Source organism: Pantoea sp. YR525 (assembly GCF_900116775.1).
Taxonomy (GTDB): domain Bacteria; phylum Pseudomonadota; class Gammaproteobacteria; order Enterobacterales; family Enterobacteriaceae; genus Pantoea; species Pantoea symbiotica.
Window position 1 is genome coordinate 48,336 of sequence record NZ_FPBU01000005.1, and the last position, 15,156, is coordinate 63,491.

The following is a 15,156-nucleotide window of genomic DNA, read 5'->3' on the forward strand; positions in this document are numbered from 1 at the left end:
ATGTTGTTACAGGCGCTAGCGTCATTTGGACGTCAGGGAATTAATACCTGTGCCGCTTTTGGCCGCGCAGGCCTCATGCTATTTCATGCGCTGGTGGGTAAGCCGGCTTTTCGTCGCCATGCGCCGCTGCTGGTAAAACAGCTCTACAGCGTGGGCGTGTTATCGTTGCTGATCATCGTGGTATCCGGCCTGTTTATTGGCATGGTACTGGGTCTGCAAGGCTATCTGGTGCTCACCACCTACAACGCTGAAACCAGCCTTGGCATGCTGGTGGCGCTCTCGCTGCTGCGTGAACTCGGTCCGGTCGTCACGGCGTTGCTGTTTGCAGGCCGTGCAGGTTCAGCGTTAACCGCTGAAATCGGGCTGATGAAAGCCACCGAACAGCTCTCCAGCATGGAGATGATGGCCGTCGATCCGTTACGTCGCGTGGTATCACCGCGTTTCTGGGCCGGCTTTATCAGCATGCCGCTGCTGGCGCTGATCTTTACCGCCGTCGGTATTGCCGGTGGCGCGCTGGTGGGCGTGAGCTGGAAAGGGATCGATCCGGGTTTCTTCTGGTCGGCGATGCAGAACGCGGTGGATTTCCGCACTGATGTCGTTAACTGCATGATCAAAAGCGCGGTCTTTGCCGTTACGGTAACCTGGATTGCGCTATTTAATGGCTATGATGCCATCCCGACCTCGGAAGGGATCAGTCGGGCGACGACGCGTACCGTGGTGCATGCTTCACTGGCGGTACTCGGTTTGGATTTTGTGCTGACAGCACTGATGTTTGGGAATTGATGCAATGCAAAGCAAGAAAAACGAAATCTGGGTTGGCGTCTTCATGCTGGCTGCGCTGCTGGCGCTATTATTCCTCGCCCTACGCGTCGCCGATCTCAAAACAATCGGCACCGAACCGACGTGGAAGATGTATGCCACCTTCGATAATATCGGCGGACTGAAAGTCAGTTCTCCGGTAAAAATTGGCGGCGTGCTAATTGGTCGGGTGTCAGATATCGCGCTGGATGAGAAAACTCTTTCACCGCGTGTAACCATGGATATCAGCGATAAATTCGCCAATAAGATTCCAGACACCAGCTCATTAGCCATCCGCACCCAAGGTCTGCTTGGTGAGCAGTTCCTGGCGTTGAATTTAGGTTTTGACGATCCCGAGCTTGGCTCATCGATGCTGAAAGATGGCGGCACCCTGCGTGACACCAAATCGGCACTGGTGCTGGAAGACCTGATCGGTCAATTCCTCTATAAGAGCGGCGATAATAAACCCGACAACAAATCCCAGGGCGCGGAGAGTGCACCAGCAGCACCTGCAACAACGGAATAACCTACGAGGTAAAACATGATGTTTAAACGTTTACTGATGATTGCTGTGTTGGCAATCGCACCGCTGGCAGCCAACGCCGCAGCGGATCAAACTAATCCTTACAAGCTGATGAACGAAGCGGCGGATAAGACCTTTACCCGCCTGAAAAATGAACAGCCAAAGATTAAGCAGGATCCGAACTATCTGCGTGAAGTGGTGCGTCAGGAACTGATGCCGTACGTGCAGGTAAAATATGCCGGTGCGTTGGTTCTCGGCCGCTATTATCGTGATGCGACACCGGCGCAACGTGATGCCTACTTTGCCGCGTTCGGTGATTATCTGGCGCAGGCTTACGGCCAGGCGCTGGCGCTGTATAACGGTCAAACTTACCAAATCCAGCCGGAACAGCCGATTGGTGATGCCAATATCGTGGCGATTCGCGTCACCATTATCGATCCGAACGGGCGTCCGCCAGTGCGTCTCGATTTCCAGTGGCGTAAGAACAGCCAGACCGGCAACTGGCAGGCGTATGACATGGTGGCTGAAGGCATCAGCATGATCACCACCAAACAGAATGAGTGGGGCGATCTGTTGCGCACCAAAGGCATTGATGGCCTGACGGCTCAGCTGAAAGTCTATGCAGCACAGCCGATCACCCTGGATAAAAAGCAATAATGAGTGAACCGTTACGCTGGCAGCGTACTGCCAGCACGCTGGCCCTAAGCGGCAAATTAGATCGTGATACTTTGCTGACCTTGTGGCAGGAACGTGACACTGCGGTGGCGGATATCACCACCATTGATGTTGCCGGGCTGGAAAGGGTGGATTCAGCGGGTTTAGCGCTGCTGGTGCATCTGCGTGAAATCGCGCGAGCCCAAGGCAGCGCGCCACTTTTCTCTGGCATCTCCGATAAACTCCAGTCGCTGATCACGCTGTATAACCTGCAGCAGATTATTGTTTCTGCGGAAAAAATCGCCTGATCTGCGGATGTCGAAGCTAAGCCCCTGATTTTTTCAGGGGCTTTTGCGTATTTAAGAGTCAGGCGCTTTCCTCTAAGATGGCAGCCTTATTATTATTAAGCGAAGTAACGAGCAATGGAAAATAGTGAAGTTCAGGCCGTGCTGATGCAGGCGCTGGCATTAGAAGAAGTACACGTACTCAGCAACGATGGCAGCCATTTTCAGGTCATCGCGGTGGGCGAAATGTTCGGCGAATTGAGCCGCGTGAAGAAGCAGCAGGCTGTGTATGCGCCGCTGATGGAATATATTGCGGATAACCGTATTCATGCGGTTTCCATCAAAACTTATACCCCAGCCGAGTGGGCGCGCGACCGTAAACTCAACGGTTTCTAAGTGCCTCACCGGTTGTTTTATTGATAGATAATTGAGAGCCGTGTTAATGGACAAATTTCGTGTGCAAGGCCCCACTCGTTTAAGTGGTGAAGTGACCATTTCCGGGGCGAAGAATGCTGCGTTGCCGATTCTGTTTGCTGCGCTGCTGGCTGAAGAGCCGGTAGAGATTCAGAACGTACCGAAGCTGCGTGATATCGATACCACCATGAAGCTGCTGAATCTGCTGGGTGCGCGCGTTGAGCGCAATGGTTCGGTCCACGTTGATGCTCGCGAAGTTAATGTTTTCAGTGCGCCATACGATTTAGTGAAAACCATGCGTGCTTCGATCTGGGCGCTGGGTCCGCTGGTGGCGCGTTTTGGTCAGGGCCAGGTTTCACTGCCGGGCGGTTGCGCTATCGGTGCGCGTCCGGTCGATCTGCACATTACTGGCCTGGAACAGCTTGGTGCGGAAATTAAGCTGGAAGAAGGCTACGTTAAAGCTTCTGTCAATGGCCGCCTGAAAGGCGCGCACATTGTGATGGATAAAGTGTCTGTTGGCGCTACCGTCACCATCATGAGCGCTGCTACGCTGGCTACCGGCATCACCATTATTGAGAACGCCGCGCGTGAGCCGGAGATTGTCGATACGGCAAACTTCCTCAACACGCTGGGCGCGAAAATCACGGGCGCAGGCACAGACAAAATCACCATCGAAGGTGTTGAGCGTCTGGGCGGCGGCGTTTATCGCGTTCTGCCAGATCGTATCGAAACCGGTACTTTCCTGGTCGCAGCAGCGATTTCACGTGGCAAAGTTGTTTGCCACAACACTAAGCCTGATACGCTGGATGCGGTGTTGTCTAAATTGCGTGAGGCTGGTGCAGAGATCGAAGTGGGCGAAGATTGGATCAGCCTGGATATGCACGGCAAGCGTCCAAAAGCGGTGAACATCCGCACGGCGCCGCATCCGGGCTTCCCAACTGATATGCAGGCGCAGTTCACGCTGCTCAACCTGGTGGCAGAAGGAACCGGTGTGATTACCGAAACCATCTTCGAAAACCGCTTCATGCATATCCCTGAACTGATTCGTATGGGCGCGCATGCAGAAATCGAAAGCAACACTGCGATTTGTCATGGCGTTGAGACCTTGTCGGGTGCGCAGGTGATGGCTACCGATCTGCGTGCATCAGCGAGCCTGGTGCTGGCGGGTTGTATTGCAGAAGGCACCACGTTAGTCGATCGTATCTATCACATCGACCGTGGCTATGAGCATATCGAAGATAAATTGAAAGCGATGGGTGCAAATATCGAGCGCGTAAGCGGCGAATAATTTTTACCTTTGCGCATTAAAAAACCAGTCACGGCAACGCGGCTGGTTTTTTTTCATCTGCAGTATGGTCAGATCTTTTTACGATCTTTGGGTGAGCGTATGCGCTTTTTGCGATCCTTCAGCAGGCCGGTAAAAGGATCATAATATCGGCTCGGCCAGATCTCTGCCGGATGCACCTTAATCGCATTGGCGATTAGCCATTCGCCTTTGGGCCAGGGTCGCGATAGCGCATTGGCCAATGTTGACGAGCTGAGCCCTGATTCACGTGACAGTGCTGCCAGTGATGTGCCTTTCTTACGTAATGCAGCAATGATATCTGCCGGGTGCCAATCCACTTTCCTTGGGTACATAACTTTCTTCTCCGTGTCCGTGTTATTACTTCATCTCCGCTGAAAAAGCTTTCCCGTTGCAGAGATATCTGGAAAAAACCCGCATTTTTATAGCAAATGTTTCCAGTTAATTTCCAGTAAATGTTTGAACGGCGCACGAAACTGCGTCGCTTTTCGCAAAAGCAATGCAAGCGATGTAAGTGAAAGGGGAGAAGAGTGAGGAAGGAAACGGGACCAATGCAGGCCCCGTTAAAATCAGAAGTCGCGTTGTACTGACATGTGCGCCAGCGCTTCTAGTGCGCTGCGCCACGGGCTTTCGGGTAATACTTGCAGTGCTGAAATAGCTTTATCCGCCTCTTCTTCAGCACGTTTGCGCGTCCATTCCAGCGAGCCAGTTTGTTGCATTGCAGCCAGCACCGGTTCCAGCAGGTGACGACCGTTGCCTTCTTCAATGGCTTTACGGATCATCTGCGCCTGTTCAGGCGTTCCGTTGTGCATCGCGTGCAGCAGCGGTAGCGTCGGTTTGCCTTCGCTCAGGTCATCACCGGTATTTTTACCCAGCGTTTCGCCATCCGCGCTGTAATCCAGCAAATCATCAATTAACTGGAAAGCGGTGCCAAGATAGCGACCATAATCCTGCAGCGCTTTTTCCTGCGCTGGCGAAGCATCAGCTAAAATCGCCGATGCTTGCGAAGCTGCTTCGAACAGGCGGGCGGTTTTGCTGTAGATCACCCGCATGTAGCTCTCTTCAGTGATGTCGGGATCGTTGCAGTTCATTAACTGCAGCACTTCCCCTTCGGCGATCACGTTGACCGCTTCCGACATCAGCGCCAGGATCTTTAAGGATCCCATGCTGGTCATCATCTGGAATGAGCGCGTATAGATAAAATCGCCCACCAGCACGCTAGCCGCATTACCAAACGCGGCGTTCGCGGTGGCTTTGCCACGGCGCATATCGGATTCATCCACCACATCATCGTGCAGCAGCGTCGCCGTATGGATAAATTCGATCAGCGCCGCATTGGTGATGTGCAACGATCCCTGATAATTCAGCGCGCGTGCCGACAGCACAGCGATCATCGGACGGATGCGTTTGCCCCCGCCGCTGATAATGTAATAGCCCAACTGGTTAATCAGTGAGACTTCTGAATTCAGCTGCTCGAGGATGGTCTGGTTGACGGCCGCCATGTCCTGCGCGGTTAATTCATTAATCTGTTCTAAGTTCATTCGTCTTTTCAGCTTTACTCGTTTTTTGCATGGTAAGCGCTTTAAACAGCGTGAGTTCAGGTAATCTGTTACTGATTGTACTTGAAAAATCGGGTTGCGAAACGTTTGCATTCGCCTTGCGCTTTTTTTCTGCAAGAGAGTGCAAAGTGCTCTTGTCTTCTGCTGGAGTATTGCGTAGAATTCGCGCCCTATTGTGAATATTTATCGCGCCGCCTGATGAACAAGAAAGGCACGCGCAGAAGCGGAGTTTTATATGTACGCGGTTTTCCAAAGTGGTGGTAAACAACACCGAGTAAGCGAAGGTCAGACCGTTCGCCTGGAAAAGCTGGACATCGCAACCGGTGAAACCATTGAGTTTGACCAGGTTCTGATGATCGCAAATGGCGAAGACGTGAAAATCGGCGCGCCACTGGTTTCAGGCGGTGTGATCAAGGCAGAAGTTGTGGCTCACGGTCGTGGCGAGAAAATTAAAATCGTTAAGTTTCGTCGTCGTAAACACTACCGTAAGCAAGCTGGTCACCGTCAGTGGTTCACAGATGTGAAAATCACTGTGATCGGCGCGTAAGAGGAGATCTGACAAATGGCACATAAGAAGGCTGGTGGCTCGACCCGTAACGGTCGCGACTCCAACGCAAAACGTCTGGGTGTAAAACGTTTCGGTGGCGAATCTGTTCTGGCAGGTAGCATCATCGTTCGTCAGCGTGGCACCAAATTCCACGCAGGTAGCAACGTAGGTTGTGGTCGTGACCACACCCTGTTTGCCACCGCAGACGGCAAAGTAAAATTCGAGATTAAAGGCCCGAACAACCGTAAATATATCAGCATCGTTGCTGAGTAAGGTTGTCGTGCTGCAGACGTCTAACGTCTGAATACACGAATGAAAGGCCCCGCAGCTTTGCGGGGCTTTTTACATTCTGCTACTGAGCTTGCTGGATAACAGTTACGCTTTAGCACAGTTGTTGTACAATTTATGTACTCCTGGCTTTGCCAATCTTGTATTATCCGCCGTCGGTCAGCGCAGAAGACCCTGGCGGACCCGTTTGCGGCCTGCAAGCTGCCGTGAACGACAGCGTGACGGAGAAATAAAATGAAGTTTGTAGATGAAGCGACGATCCTTGCGGTCGCGGGTGATGGCGGCAACGGTTGCGTAAGCTTCCGCCGTGAAAAATATATTCCAAGAGGCGGCCCGGATGGCGGCGACGGCGGCGACGGCGGCGACGTGTATCTGTTGGCGGATGAAAACCTCAACACCCTGATCGATTATCGCTTTGAAAAGTCTTTCCGTGCCGAACGTGGCCAGAATGGCCAAAGCCGTGATTGCACCGGTAAACGTGGTAAAGACATCATCGTTAAAGTGCCAGTTGGTACCCGCGTCATTGATCAGGGTACAGGCGAAACGCTGGGCGACATGACGCGTCATGAGCAGAAGCTGATGGTGGCGAAAGGCGGCTGGCATGGCCTTGGTAACACGCGCTTTAAATCCTCGGTTAACCGTTCCCCGCGTCAAAAAACCATGGGAACACCGGGCGAGAAGCGTGACCTGCAACTAGAACTGATGCTGCTGGCTGACGTTGGTATGCTGGGTCTGCCGAATGCCGGTAAATCGACCTTTATTCGCTCTGTTTCCGCAGCGAAACCAAAAGTTGCGGATTATCCGTTTACTACGCTGGTGCCAAGCCTTGGCGTAGTCCGCATGGATAACGAAAAGAGTTTTGTTGTCGCTGATATCCCTGGCCTGATTGAAGGCGCAGCGGATGGCGCAGGTCTGGGTATTCGCTTCCTGAAGCACCTTGAGCGTTGTCGCGTGCTGTTGCATCTGATCGATCTTGCCCCAATCGATGAATCTGATCCGGTCGAAAATGCCCGCATCATTCTCGGCGAGTTGGAGAAATACAGCGATAAACTTTTCCAGAAGCCGCGTTGGTTAGTGTTCAACAAATGTGACCTGCTGAGCCGCGAAGAAGCGGAAAGCCGTGCCAAAGCGGTTGTGGAAGCATTAGGCTGGGAAGAAAAATATTACCTAATCTCTGCGGCTAGCCATGATGGCGTGAAAGATCTTTGCTGGGATGTGATGAGCTTTATCATCGAAAATCCAAAAGAAGCCGAAGAAGAAGCTAAAGAGCCAGAGAAAGTGGCCTTCATGTGGGATGATTATCACCGTGAAGCCATGGAAACTGCGCAGGAAGTGGAAGAAGACGACGATTGGGATGACGACTGGGACGAAGAAGACGACGAAGGCGTCGAAATCATTTACCAGCGTTAATCGCACAAAAAAGCGGCCAGAAGGCCGCTTTTTTTATGTCTTAACCCAGCACCGCCACCGTCAATCTCGAGGTGCAGCACAGCTGATCGCGGGCATTACGAATCTCGATCTGCCAGCTTTGATTACGCGCACCAAGGTGTAGCGGGCGGCAAATGCCGTGCACTTCACCGCTGCTCACCGCGCGATGATGGCTGGCACTCACCTCAATGCCCACCACGCTTTTGCCTTCTTCGATGCTGAGATACCCGGCGATCGATCCCATCGACTCCGCCAGCACCACCGAAGCACCGCCGTGCAGCAGGCCAAACGGCTGCTGCGTGCGGGCATCCACCGGCATGGTGGCTTCGAGGTAATCTTCGCCGATGGTGGTAAACACAATACCAAGGTGTGCCACCAGCGAGTTCTCACCCATCTTATTCAGCGTTTCAAGATCGACCGATCGTTTCCAGATTGCCATCACTTAGGATCCTAGCGTTGCGCCACCGTCGACCACAATATCCTGCAGTACTACGTGGCTGGCAAGATCCGAAGCGAGGAACATCACGTTCGCGACGATCTCATGCGGTTTAGCGATCTTACGCAGCGGGATCCCCAGCTTGTACTGATCCGGGAAACCATTAATCATCTCCTGCTCGGCTTCTGGTGTATGCCACAGGCTGCGTTGCATATCGGTATCGGTGGAACCTGGCGAGACGATATTGCAGCGCACGCCGAACGGAGCCATTTCCAAACCCACGGTCAGACACAAGCTGCGCAACGCGGCCTTGGACGCGCCATAAGCGGACATACCAAGACGCGGCGCATGTGCCGAATTGGAGGCGATGGTGACAATCGCGCCCGCACGCTGCTGGCGAAACACCGGCAAGGTTTGCTGGAACATGTTGAACGCGCCGCCGGCATTCACCGCCAGACACGCTTGCCAATCTTCGAACGACAGTTCATCGGTGCTGCCAATACGCAGGATGCCGGCACCGTTCACCAGCACATCCAGACGTGGCTGATCCGCCAGCAAACGCTGACAAACCGCTTTCACCTCGGCGGCGTTCGCTACATCCAATACCTGCGTGGTGAACGGATAGTCGGCCTGATCGAAACGCAGATCGAAGCCGATAACCTGCGCACCTGCTTGATGGAAGCTCAGCGCTGTGTGATAACCAATCCCTTTGCCCGCGCCGGTGACCCAGACAATCTTTCCGCTAAAATCGAACGTCGCACTCATTTAGTCGGCACCCTTGATAACAGCGCCCACCAGCCATCGATGGTCGGATTTTTTGCCAGACTGACGAAGTCGATATCGCTGTGCACCTGACGCCAGCGCGCCGCCAGCGCCATTACGCGTACCGAATCCAGACCGTAATCGATCAGGTTCTCGTCATCTGCTGGCACATCGTCATCTTCCAGCAGCGGCAGAATCAGCGCGCGCAGATCGTCTTTGCTCAACGGCAGCGGCATCAGATCGGCGGTCATTACCACTTTACCGCTGCGACCCGCGGTGTAAGTCAGCGCCATCATGTGCTCTTCACGCGTGAAGTCGGCCAGCGCATCCGCCACCATAAACGGCTGGATGTTACGCATAAAGGCGTCAGTCGCGGTGGTCAGGCAACCGATATGTGCGTACACGCCGGTGATGATCAGCTGATCGCGCCCCATTTCCTGCAGGATCGATTCCAGTGGTGAGCGCACGAAGGCGCTGTAACGCCATTTGGTCAGAACCTGGTCGTCCTGATCCGGTGCCAGCGCATCAACGATCTTCTGTTGATCGGGATGTTTGTTCAGGCCCGGTCCCCACATATCGTTAAGCAGCGCGCGATCGGCATCGCTCTGCTCGTTCGGCTGAGCGGTATAGAACACCGGAATGCCCTGCGCTTTGCAGTAAGCGCGCAGGCGAGCGATGTTTTCCACCACCTGATTAACCAGCGGGCTATTTTCGCCCCAGAAATTGAGGAAATAAGCCTGCATATCGTGAATCAGCAGCGCGGCACGCTGAGGTTCCACCGCCCACTTCACTTTGTTGGTTGGCAGTTCAGTCGCTGCAGGCAGCGCGTAAGAGTTCAGTTTTGGAATAGCCATTACAATCTCCGGAACAGGTCAGGCTTGCGCTTGTTGATCGGCAAGCTGTTGGCGTAAACGTTTTTTATCCACCTTGCCGACAGGCGTCAGCGGCAGGGCATCTACGCAGGTAATACGGTCAGGTAATTTGAACTCGGCCACGCCCAGTTCGCGCAGGTGACGACGCAGCGCCACTGCTTTAATCGGTTGGCTGGCGACAATAAAGGCGCAGCTCTTTTCACCCATCAGTTCGTCGTTCATCGACACCAGCGCGGCGTGGATCACATCTGGATGGCGCTGTAGCAGATTTTCGATCTCTTCCGCAGCGATCTTCTCGCCACCGCGATTGATCTGATCCTTTTCGCGCCCTTGCACGGTGATGTAGCCCTGCGCGTCGATCTCAATCAGATCGCCAGAACAGTAAAATCCGTTGGTATCGAAGCTGGCAGCGTTATGTTCCGGGCTCTTGTAGTAGCCACGGAAGGTATAGGGTCCGCGCGTCATCAGGCGACCGATGGTGCCGGTTGGCAGCGCATTACCGTGCTCATCGGCGACCCACACTTCATCGTCTTCAGAGATCGGGCGGCCTTGCGTGGTGAGAATAATTTTCTCATCGTCGCCAAAGCGAGTGTAGTTCACCAGACCTTCGGCCATGCCGAACACCTGTTGCAGCTGACAGCCGATTTCGCGCTGAATACGTGCCGCCAGGGTTTCGCCCAGTTTGGCGCCGCCCACCTGAATACGCTGCAGCGAGGCCAGCTGTTTATTGCTGCCCCATTCCTGAATCGCCTGTAACCACAAACTCACCGCTGGCGGCACCAAACCGGTATCGGTGACCTGATACTTCTCGATCAGCGGGAAACAGAGCGTGGCGCTGGGATCGGCGGCCAGAATCACCTGACCACCGGCATAAAATACGCCGAGCGAGCCCGGTGAGCTCATAGCGAAGTTATGCGGTGCGGGCAGGGCGATGAGATAGCGCGTATCGGCGGTGACTTCACAGATCTCATCACTGGCGCGGATGCTGTAGTAATAGTCGTTGTGCGTGCGCGGAATCAGCTTCGGCGTGCCGGTGCTGCCGCCGGAGAGCTGGAAAAACGCCACTTCATCGGCGGCAGTTGGCGTGGCGACGAAATCACCCGCAGCTTCCGCCATCAAGGATTCCAGCGTGTTTTCCGGCTGATTGTCATTACGCAGAATCACCTGCTGCAGTGAAGGCTGCGCATCGCATAGCGCGCTGATAAAGCTATCGTCAGCAAACAGCGCGTGAGTGCGATCGGCAATCAGCAGCTTAGGTTCGATCTGCGCCGCATAGGCACTCAGCTCGGTACGCTGATGGCTGAACAGCGCGAATACCGACGCCACGCCGAGTTTAAACAGCGCAAATACCGTGACATAAAAATCAGCCACGTTGCCAAGCTGCACCAGCGCCGTATCGCCGTTTTGCAGGCCACGACGCTGCAGCGCGGCGGCCAGGTTGCTGCTCAGCACATCCATTTCGCGATAGCTAATCTGACGATCGCCATCAATCACCGCGATGGCATCGTTGTGCTGATGACGCGCCAAAATATCGGTCATCGGCACATCCAGCCAGTAACCTTTTTCGCGGTAGCGCGCAGCCAGATCGTCCGGCCAGCGAGTATAGGGAATGCTCATGCTCTTTCCTTTATTGCAGTCCAAAGGCGCGCAACATGGTGTCCAGCTTCACGCCGGTTTCACGCCACTCTGATTCGGGTTGGGAGTCGGCGACAATGCCCGCGCCAGCAAACAGGCGCACGCGCGTACCCTGCACGGTGCCGCAGCGGATGGTGACGACCCATTCGCCATTGCCTTCGCTATCGCACCAGCCGACGATGCCACCAAACAGTTGGCGATCAAAAGGTTCCAGCTGCTGAATGAGCTGCTGCGCGCGCTGATGCGGGAAGCCGCTCAACGCTGGCGTTGGATGCAGCAGGCAAGCCAGCGACAGCGCATTTTCGCGTTCGTCCTGCACTTCACCGTCAATTTGCGTGGCGAGATGCCACAAAGTGGCGGTGGTGATCAGCGATGGAATAGTTGGCACCGACAGCAAACGGCTACGCGGCTGCAAGGTGTCGCGCATCGCATCGGTCACCAGTTTGTGCTCATGACGATCTTTACCGGAATCCATCAGCGTATCGCCTGCTGCACGATCCTGTTGAGCATCGTCGTGATTGCGCCGCGCCGAGCCCGCCAGCGGACAAGAGCTAAAATCGCGCCCCTGTTTGCGCAGCATCAGCTCCGGACTGGCGCCAATCAGCGCACCGCCTTGCGGCAGTGGAAGATGGAAATGGTAGCTGTTGGGATTCTGCGCAATCACGCGCTGCATCAGTGCGGCGGTATCAACCGGTTGTTCAGTGACGATATCCATCAGACGAGACAGCACCACTTTATCCAGATCGCCGCGCTGCGTGGCCGCCACCGCATCGGCCACCATGGTGGTAAATACGTCGTGGTCCGGTATCGCTGCGCGGCGACGCACCTGCGGCAGATCGCTGACGTTTTGCGGCAGCGCGCTTTGCAGGTCGGCGCGGTTAAACGTCTGATAGGTTTCAGGAATAAACAGCGCAGCCGGCTGGCTGACGTCAAACGGGATCGCGCCGACCAGAATCGGATTGTCGATGCCATGTTTTTTCGCCGTCGCAAAATGCTGACGCAGCTGTTGTTGGAAATCACCGTCCAGCGACGCGGCGTCATGTACCGGCGCGGTAATGGTGGTATAGCATCCTTGCGTTGCCAAACTACGCCACGGCGAGGTAAAGAGGAAACCACGGCTTAGCGCGGAATAATCCTTCAGCCAGGCATTTTCAAACGTGGAAGATTCCACCATAATTTTCACCTATAAATGATAAGATTATTAAGAATGATTATCATTTTTATTATGGGCCTGTAACCTACGTCGATTGGGCAAAGGTGTCAATCCATTCGCGGGATTTCAGCTGCGTTTAAACGTAATCAGGCGCTGACGCTAAGCAGGGCAATATGCTAAAAAGTGGACCAAAACTTATGAATAAATGCGGTTTTTGGGGCATTGCAGCCCTTATATGTGTTTTCCAGATTTTCACCAGCATCGCCCATGCCGAACAAGGTTGGCCGCGCACCGTGCAGGGCGCCAACGGATCGATCACCCTCAATCACGCGCCGCAGCGCATTGTCTCGACCAGCGTCACGCTGACCGGCTCGCTGCTGGCCATTGATGCGCCGGTCATCGCTTCCGGCGCGACCGCGCCGAACAGTCGTCTGGCTGACGATCAGGGTTTCTTCCGTCAATGGAGCGATGTTGCCAAAAAGCAGCATCTTCAACGTCTGTATATCGGTGAACCCAATACCGAAGCGGTTGCTGCGCAAGCGCCGGATCTGATCATCGTCAGCGCTACCGGCAACGATTCTGCCATCAAGCTCGCCGAACAGTTTTCGGCTATTGCACCGACGTTGGTGGTCAATTACGACGACAAAAGCTGGCAGGATGTTGTGACGCTGTTAGGCAAGGCGAGCGGTCACGAAGCGCAGGCGGCGCAGCGCATCAAAGCCTTCGACGATCGTGAAGCAGCGCTGAAAAAAGCCATCACGCTGCCACCGCAGCCGGTCTCCGCTATGGTGTGGAACGGTGGCGGGCGCGCGGTCAATCTGTGGACCGCAGCTTCAGCGCAGGGCAAGCTGCTGGAACAACTTGGCTTTACCCTGGCAACGCCACCGGCGACGGTTGAGCAGGGCCACAACATGGGGCAGCGCAAAGATATCATTCAGCTGTCGGGCGAAAACGTTGCCAGCGGCCTGACCGGGAAAACCTTCCTGCTGTTTGCCGCTGACGATAAAACCACGCAATCGGTGCTAGGAAATCCGTTCCTCGCGCAAAACGCTGCGGTGCAGAACAAGCAGGTGTACGAGCTGGGCGTCGATTCGTTCCGTCTCGATTACTACAGCGCCAGCAATCTGCTGGCGCGTCTGGAAAAGCTGTTTGTTAAATCATGATGCCTGTTCCGCCAGCTCAGGCGCTGGCGGATGGTAACGACGTAAACGGCCCATCACCAACCACATCAATATGCCCAGCAGCGCCGCCGCAAAGCCAAATACGGCGGCGGCCTGCGGTGGCTGCAACCATGAACCCATCGCACCAATCACCGCCGCACCAATCGCATCGCCGGTCACGTTCTGCGCGGTCCACAAGCCGTTGATACGGCCTAACAGATGATCCGGCGTTAATGCCTGAATCATCGCGTACTGCACCAGGCTATTGATGGCGCTGAAGTAACCGAAGGCGACTAAACAGGCTAACGCCAGCGGCAGGTTCGGCATCAGGCTAAACAAACCCAGCGCGATAAACGCCGCAATCGCGCTGCCGAGCACCAGCTGTCCGGGACGCGCGGCGTGCTTAAGCTTACCGCTGGTGAATGCGCCGATCGCCGCTCCGAGCGGCACGGCGGCATACATCAGGCCAAGCTGGTCCGCGCTCACTGACCAATGCGGCGCGAGTGATGGATAGAGCACGCGCACCGCGCTGGCCAGCGTCACTAATGCGCCAATCAGCGCCACCATGCCGACAATCGGGCTGGCGAAAAGAAACTGCACGCCAGCGGCGAGGGATTTCAGCGGATGTTCACGCGGCTGCGGCGGAGGCGGCAAGGTTGGCAATTTCAGCAGCGTTAACACGGTAAGCAAAGTGCCAAAGGCGGCGAGGGCGTAGTTCCAGGTTACGCCGCCATGCGCAATCACCAGACCGGCAATCGCCGGCGATAAAATCGAGCCGAAGCGCACCGTCAACATGGTGATCGCGCCCGCCTGCATAATGTTTTCCCTGCCGACCAGCGCGGGTGTCGCCGCCAGCAGCGCGGTGACGCCAATCGCGCCGAAAAAGCCATCCCAGAAACCGAGCAGATAAACCGCGATCAAAGAGGGTTCTGGCAGCGCGGCGTTGATGGCCAGCGCGATAAAACCTAAGCCGCAGGTGGATCGGGCAAACAGAATCAGCTTTTTGCGTTCATGGCGATCCGCCAATACGCCGCCGGTGAGCAGGCCGATAAACATGCCCGCAGCGGCCAGCGTCACCGCCAATCCCACCAGCAGCGGTGAATTTGTCAGGTGCTGGATCTGCACCGGCACTGCCACGGCGAGCATGCCGAGCGCGACAATCGAGATAAAACGCGCGATAAACACCGCGCGAAAAGCCGGATGGGTTTTCAGCAGTGAGAGATCGATAAAGTGGGAAGATTTGTTCATGTGTTCGCCTTATTGCACCAATTTTCCTCATCGTCCGCGAGGCGAGTCATGGTAACATAGCTAAACGCGAGTAATAACGATAACCATTATCA

General features: G+C 55.0%; 18 protein-coding genes. 10 read left to right on the forward strand and 8 right to left on the reverse strand.

Translation table 11 applies throughout. The features are described from left to right. The 6 genes from mlaE (at window position 1) to murA (ending at window position 3,961) form a co-directional block, all read left to right on the forward strand. Window positions 1-783 (forward strand): lipid asymmetry maintenance ABC transporter permease subunit MlaE, encoded by a 783-nt coding sequence (gene mlaE, locus BM323_RS11445; RefSeq protein ID WP_007886633.1) that lies wholly within the window; start codon window positions 1-3, stop codon window positions 781-783. Window positions 784-787: 4 nt separating this feature from the next. After that, window positions 788-1,324 carry an outer membrane lipid asymmetry maintenance protein MlaD gene (gene mlaD / locus BM323_RS11450; RefSeq protein ID WP_008104357.1) on the forward strand — a complete coding sequence of 179 codons (537 nt, stop codon included), beginning with the start codon at window positions 788-790 and terminating at the stop codon, window positions 1,322-1,324. 18 nt (window positions 1,325-1,342) lie between these two features. After that, complete coding sequence (gene mlaC, locus BM323_RS11455; RefSeq protein ID WP_036648371.1) at window positions 1,343-1,978, forward strand: phospholipid-binding protein MlaC; 636 nt, start codon at window positions 1,343-1,345, stop codon at window positions 1,976-1,978. After that, window positions 1,978-2,283 (forward strand): lipid asymmetry maintenance protein MlaB, encoded by a 306-nt coding sequence (gene mlaB / locus BM323_RS11460; RefSeq protein ID WP_008104353.1) that lies wholly within the window; start codon window positions 1,978-1,980, stop codon window positions 2,281-2,283. The genes mlaC and mlaB overlap by 1 nt, the downstream gene beginning before the upstream one ends. Before the next feature lie 114 nt (window positions 2,284-2,397). Continuing rightward, a complete protein-coding gene (ibaG, locus tag BM323_RS11465) occupies window positions 2,398-2,655 on the forward strand; it encodes a BolA family iron metabolism protein IbaG (protein ID WP_008104351.1) in 258 nt (85 codons plus the stop codon). Window positions 2,656-2,701: 46 nt separating this feature from the next. Next, the gene (gene murA / locus BM323_RS11470) at window positions 2,702-3,961 is read left to right on the forward strand and encodes a UDP-N-acetylglucosamine 1-carboxyvinyltransferase (protein ID WP_008104349.1); all 1,260 of its coding nucleotides are present in this window, start codon (window positions 2,702-2,704) and stop codon (window positions 3,959-3,961) included. A gap of 68 nt (window positions 3,962-4,029) precedes the next feature. On the opposite strand, the gene BM323_RS11475 is transcribed toward murA, so the two are convergent. Together BM323_RS11475 and ispB are read right to left on the reverse strand one after the other, a co-directional pair. Further along, the gene (locus BM323_RS11475; RefSeq protein ID WP_008104347.1) at window positions 4,030-4,311 is read right to left on the reverse strand and encodes a helix-turn-helix domain-containing protein; all 282 of its coding nucleotides are present in this window, start codon (window positions 4,309-4,311) and stop codon (window positions 4,030-4,032) included. Window positions 4,312-4,545: 234 nt separating this feature from the next. Continuing rightward, entirely contained in the window at window positions 4,546-5,517 is a 972-nt protein-coding gene (gene ispB, locus BM323_RS11480) for an octaprenyl diphosphate synthase (protein WP_008104346.1), read from the reverse strand. Window positions 5,518-5,770: 253 nt separating this feature from the next. Between ispB and rplU the strand changes: the two genes are divergently transcribed. From rplU to cgtA, 3 genes are all read left to right on the forward strand, one after another. Beyond that, the gene (rplU, locus tag BM323_RS11485) at window positions 5,771-6,082 is read left to right on the forward strand and encodes a 50S ribosomal protein L21 (protein ID WP_007886644.1); all 312 of its coding nucleotides are present in this window, start codon (window positions 5,771-5,773) and stop codon (window positions 6,080-6,082) included. Window positions 6,083-6,097: 15 nt separating this feature from the next. After that, a complete protein-coding gene (gene rpmA, locus BM323_RS11490; protein WP_007886647.1) occupies window positions 6,098-6,355 on the forward strand; it encodes a 50S ribosomal protein L27 in 258 nt (85 codons plus the stop codon). Between the two features lie 249 nt (window positions 6,356-6,604). Next, entirely contained in the window at window positions 6,605-7,780 is a 1,176-nt protein-coding gene (gene cgtA, locus BM323_RS11495) for an Obg family GTPase CgtA (RefSeq protein ID WP_008104343.1), read from the forward strand. Between the two features lie 40 nt (window positions 7,781-7,820). Here cgtA and BM323_RS11500 read toward each other — a convergent pair whose 3' ends face one another. The 5 genes from BM323_RS11500 to BM323_RS11520 are packed head-to-tail and all read right to left on the reverse strand — an operon-like array spanning window position 7,821 to window position 12,677. Then, window positions 7,821-8,237, reverse strand: a complete 417-nt coding sequence (locus BM323_RS11500; RefSeq protein ID WP_008104341.1) for a hotdog fold thioesterase — start codon at window positions 8,235-8,237, stop codon at window positions 7,821-7,823. 3 nt (window positions 8,238-8,240) lie between these two features. Further along, on the reverse strand, window positions 8,241-8,999 hold the full coding sequence (gene dhbA / locus BM323_RS11505) for a 2,3-dihydro-2,3-dihydroxybenzoate dehydrogenase (RefSeq protein ID WP_008104339.1): 759 nt from the start codon (window positions 8,997-8,999) through the stop codon (window positions 8,241-8,243). Further along, window positions 8,996-9,850 carry an isochorismatase gene (locus tag BM323_RS11510; RefSeq protein WP_091003749.1) on the reverse strand — a complete coding sequence of 285 codons (855 nt, stop codon included), beginning with the start codon at window positions 9,848-9,850 and terminating at the stop codon, window positions 8,996-8,998. The genes dhbA and BM323_RS11510 overlap by 4 nt, the downstream gene beginning before the upstream one ends. An 18-nt stretch (window positions 9,851-9,868) precedes the next feature. Continuing rightward, window positions 9,869-11,485, reverse strand: coding sequence for a (2,3-dihydroxybenzoyl)adenylate synthase (locus BM323_RS11515; protein WP_008104335.1), 1,617 nt, complete (start codon window positions 11,483-11,485; stop codon window positions 9,869-9,871). Window positions 11,486-11,495: 10 nt separating this feature from the next. Then, on the reverse strand, window positions 11,496-12,677 hold the full coding sequence (locus tag BM323_RS11520; protein WP_008104333.1) for an isochorismate synthase: 1,182 nt from the start codon (window positions 12,675-12,677) through the stop codon (window positions 11,496-11,498). Window positions 12,678-12,853: 176 nt separating this feature from the next. Between BM323_RS11520 and fepB the strand changes: the two genes are divergently transcribed. Continuing rightward, window positions 12,854-13,819: a Fe2+-enterobactin ABC transporter substrate-binding protein gene (gene fepB, locus BM323_RS11525; protein WP_008104331.1), complete on the forward strand. Its 966-nt coding sequence runs from the start codon at window positions 12,854-12,856 to the stop codon at window positions 13,817-13,819. Here the strand turns inward: fepB and entS are convergent. Then, window positions 13,814-15,064 carry an enterobactin transporter EntS gene (gene entS, locus BM323_RS11530; protein ID WP_008104329.1) on the reverse strand — a complete coding sequence of 417 codons (1,251 nt, stop codon included), beginning with the start codon at window positions 15,062-15,064 and terminating at the stop codon, window positions 13,814-13,816. The two genes, fepB and entS, sit on opposite strands and share 6 nt — an antisense overlap. Between the last annotated feature and the right edge of the window lie 92 nt (window positions 15,065-15,156).